Origin of the sequence: Vibrio sp. G-C-1 (assembly GCF_021728015.1) — a bacterium.
In the GTDB taxonomy this organism is placed as follows: domain Bacteria; phylum Pseudomonadota; class Gammaproteobacteria; order Enterobacterales; family Vibrionaceae; genus Vibrio; species Vibrio splendidus.
Window position 1 is genome coordinate 1 of record NZ_JAKKCR010000031.1, and the last position, 3,799, is coordinate 3,799.

Below are 3,799 nucleotides of genomic sequence, written 5' to 3' on the forward strand. Positions count from 1 at the left end.
AGACAGTTTGAGTCACTTCATTCTTCCAGATAAAAGAAAGGACCGAACGTTTCCACGTTCAGTCCTCTTTGTCCCAGCCAAATATCCGTTCAGGTTCAAGCAATAATGCTTATCCGAACGGCATTATCCCTATAGTAGTACCCTTTATTGTCTCTCATTCTTGATGGTAACTGGATATTATGAAGCTTTTGGTCGATCGCACTGGTGAACAGTTTTTAGAAATTCTGCAAGAATCGGGAGACACGCTGACGGTTCAATTCATTACCAATGAAGGCAATCGAAAGGGTAAGCCATTCAAAGATAACCTGAGTGGATTGTTCCTCACAGGGTGGAAGCCGCGCACGACCTCAACCGCGATTGGCCTAGAACGCTTTAAACAAGGCAAGCTGAAAGACCCTAAAGTCAGCTTCGCTTTGCACCAACTTTACCCGCTCGGCCGAGATGTAAAATTACCTTCTGGTGATATCGCAACAGTCGCGAGTTACGCCAATACCCATGCCGATGGCTACTATATGTTTGTGCGCCTCAACGATGAGTTAACCCGACTCAAGATTACACCTGATTGGGAACTGCAACCTTCCGCTCAAAGGTTGGCTCTGCCTTATTACCCAGCCCCTAGAACTAAAGAAGAGCTCGACAACATTGACGATTTTGATACTTGGGCGGGTGGTTTCTAAACACTCCTCACCTACGCTTAGTAGCACATAATACCCAAGTTATTATCAATTATTTTTTGACAATAATTCAAATGTAGCACTGTTTATCGTTTCAAATATTCCTACTATTATTTATCCATCGACACAGACTGCAGCTCAATGAACAAAAAGTGGCGCTGTATACACAGACAAATCACCATTTCGGTGAAAAATAATATAGGTACCAACATGACTCAACTAACTATCGTCGCAAACATCGTCGCTAACGAAGACAAAATTGAATTGGTTAAAGCAGAGCTGCTAAAGCTGATTGATATTACTCGCGCTGAAGAAGGCTGCATCAACTACGACCTTCACCAAGACAATGAAAACCCAGCACATTTCACTTTCTACGAAAACTGGACGTCTCGTGAACTTTGGCAAACACACATGGGTAATACTCACCGCGCTGAATACATGGCAGCAACCGAAGGTAGTGTTACGTCATTTACACTTAACGAGATGACTAAGATCGCTTAAGTACAGTTTCAGTAGTCTGTTACTAGAAAGCACACTGACAAGCTATCGAGTTCAATTTGAAAGCCCCGCTACACGTCAGCGGGGCTTTTTCATTTATGCGGATATCGTCAGCCGCCTTAGTTAGAGCTTCAAACGGGGCTGTATAAAATCAATAAACGCCGAGATACGTTTAGAGACAGAAGACGACTTGTAGTAAACGGCATTCACTCGCTCTCGGTCTGTGTTCGCAAGTTTGTCTTGTTCCAGAATAGGGATTAGACGCCCTGCTGCCATATCTTCCTGCACCATAAACCCCGATAAACAAGCAATACCATTTCCAGCTAAGACTAGTTGACGCACGGTTTCACCATTACTGGCTGTCACGGTAGGCGCGACATAACTTTGGTTTGGCAAAGGCCAATGGTTAAGCACTTTGTTACCCGCAAATCCCACAATTTGATGCGAACTCAAATCTTGAGGTTTGGTGGGTAGCCCACGCTTAGCGAGATAATCAGGTGACGCCACAATATGAAGTAAGCTTTTGCCTAACGGGCGAGCGTGCAGTGTTGAATCGGACAACTTACCGATTCGAATCGCAACATCGGTTCTCTTTTCTAGAAGATCAACGAAGCCTTCGTTGGAAGTGAGTTCCAACTCAATGTCTGGATAAGCCTCTTTGAATGACTGCACCAACGGCACTAGCTGATGGAATACGAATGGACTGGCGGCATCGACTCTTAAACGACCTTTTGGCAACTCTCCGCGCGACACGATTTCTTCTTCCGCGCTCTGAATCATCTGTAATCCCACCCTGACTGAATCGACAAACTGCCGTCCTTCCTCCGTCAATTCCACGCGTCTCGTTGTTCGGTTGAATATTGAGACGCCGAGTTGCGACTCAACCTTACTCACCGAGCGAGACACCTTTGCGACCTGCACATCCAGCGCCTCTGCCGCCGCAGAAAAACCACCAGCATCGACAACGGTGAGTACCATTTCTAAATCATCTGAACGGGTTAACATAAGGCTCCTTCGCTATCTTCATTTTGTTTAATGCCATCTCGCTTGTGCTCATCACAGCTCAAATCATCTATGTCTTTTCGATCTCATCAGCTTAATCCAATGATCGGCTAACTCTTTAATTATTGCAAATTTCACAAAGGTTATTTGTTAATGACGGCATTTTTCACAAATATATTTTGCTAGATAATCCTCGCCATCAAACGAAGCGCTCCTATTGCAGTCACAAGCTGCCCCATTTTATCGCGCTCGGTATTTAACAAAGAACAGTAAGAGAGATGATTATGCCACTAGCATTACTTGCATTGACGCTCAGCGCCTTTGCCATCGGAACCACAGAATTTGTCATCGTAGGCTTGATTCCTACCATGGCGAGCGACTTGAATGTATCTCTGCCATCGGCAGGCCTATTAGTCAGTTTATACGCGCTTGGCGTTGCTATTGGCGCACCAGTGCTAACGGCATTAACCGGGAAATGGAATCGTAAAGCGGTGTTACTGACTGTGATGGCATTGTTTGTCATTGGTAACTTATTGGCGTGGCAAGCTCCAGGCTATAACACGCTGATCGCCGCACGAATTTTGACTGGCCTTGCCCATGGTGTATTCTTCTCGATTGGATCGACCATCGCGACAGGTTTGGTTTCAAAAGATAAAGCAGCCAGTGCCATTGCGATCATGTTTACGGGTTTAACGGTTGCATTGGTAACCGGCGTACCACTGGGCACTTACATCGGCCAAACCTTTGGCTGGCAAGCAACCTTCTTGATCGTTGCTCTGCTTGGTCTTATTGCTCTTATTGGTAGCGCTATCTTGGTTCCAAGTAACCTTAAGCAACCACCAGCAGCAAAAATTTCGGCACAGCTAAAGGTTCTAACTCAACCACGCTTACTGTTGGTTTACGCTATCACAGCACTGGGTTATGGCGGCACATTCACCGCGTTTACGTTCCTTGCTCCCATACTGGAAAACGTATCAGGGTTTGATTCGAGCTCAATCAGCTTAATCATGTTGGTCTACGGTGTGTCAGTAGCGGTAGGTAACATCTGGGGCGGAAAAATGGCTGACAAGATGGGGCCGATTAAAGCGCTGACCGTTATCTTCTCAGGTTTAGCCGCGGTACTGGTGGTATTCAACTTTACCGCAGTAAACCCTTACGCAGCTGTTGCGACTATTTTGGTTTGGGGTGCATTTGCATTCGGCAACGTTCCGGGGCTACAAGTGTATGTTGTGAAACTGGCTGAGAAATACACACCAGACGCCGTCGATGTCGCTTCTGGATTGAACATTGCCGCCTTCAACGTCGGTATCGCATTAGGCTCATGGGGCGGTGGTTTGATTGTCGCGAAATCTGGATTAATGAACACCCCTTGGGTAGGTGCTGTGATCGTTTTAATTGCTCTTGTTCTGACTCGATTCAGTGGTGCGTTAGATAAGAAGCAAGCACAACAAACTGTTCCATCTAGCATCTAGCATCTAGCAAGAATAGAAAAAACAAAGGTTCATCGCGGATTAGCGGGAACTCAAAACAAAAACGGTAGTAAGTGATATGGTTTAGTCGCCAAACAAAAATCATACACAAACTACCGTTTCTATGCCGAATCATACTTTCCTATCTTCATTCTG

The 3,799-nt window shown here is 45.6% G+C and carries 4 protein-coding genes; 3 read left to right on the top strand and 1 reads right to left on the bottom strand.

All coding sequences use genetic code 11. The annotated features are described in order from the left end of the window. Positions 1-179: 179 nt before the first annotated feature. Complete coding sequence (locus L3V36_RS23685; RefSeq protein ID WP_208775723.1) at positions 180-677, top strand: hypothetical protein; 498 nt, start codon at positions 180-182, stop codon at positions 675-677. Between the two features lie 207 nt (positions 678-884). Then, positions 885-1,175 carry a putative quinol monooxygenase gene (locus L3V36_RS23690; protein ID WP_208775722.1) on the top strand — a complete coding sequence of 97 codons (291 nt, stop codon included), beginning with the start codon at positions 885-887 and terminating at the stop codon, positions 1,173-1,175. Positions 1,176-1,295: 120 nt separating this feature from the next. Here L3V36_RS23690 and L3V36_RS23695 read toward each other — a convergent pair whose 3' ends face one another. Beyond that, a complete protein-coding gene (locus L3V36_RS23695; protein WP_108121953.1) occupies positions 1,296-2,177 on the bottom strand; it encodes a LysR family transcriptional regulator in 882 nt (293 codons plus the stop codon). A 281-nt stretch (positions 2,178-2,458) separates the two neighbouring features. Here L3V36_RS23695 and L3V36_RS23700 point away from each other — a divergent pair, with 281 nt between their 5' ends. After that, positions 2,459-3,646, top strand: a complete 1,188-nt coding sequence (locus tag L3V36_RS23700) for an MFS transporter (protein ID WP_102447859.1) — start codon at positions 2,459-2,461, stop codon at positions 3,644-3,646. Positions 3,647-3,799: the final 153 nt, after the last annotated feature.

Bases quoted from the DNA above. Each gene is read 5' to 3' on its own strand.
- L3V36_RS23700 (WP_102447859.1), top strand. From the start codon at position 2,459: ATGCCACTAGCATTACTTGCATTGACGCTCAGCGCCTTTGCCATCGGA.
- L3V36_RS23685 (WP_208775723.1), top strand. From the start codon at position 180: ATGAAGCTTTTGGTCGATCGCACTGGTGAACAGTTTTTAGAAATTCTG.
- L3V36_RS23695 (WP_108121953.1), bottom strand. From the start codon at position 2,177: ATGTTAACCCGTTCAGATGATTTAGAAATGGTACTCACCGTTGTCGAT.
- L3V36_RS23690 (WP_208775722.1), top strand. From the start codon at position 885: ATGACTCAACTAACTATCGTCGCAAACATCGTCGCTAACGAAGACAAA.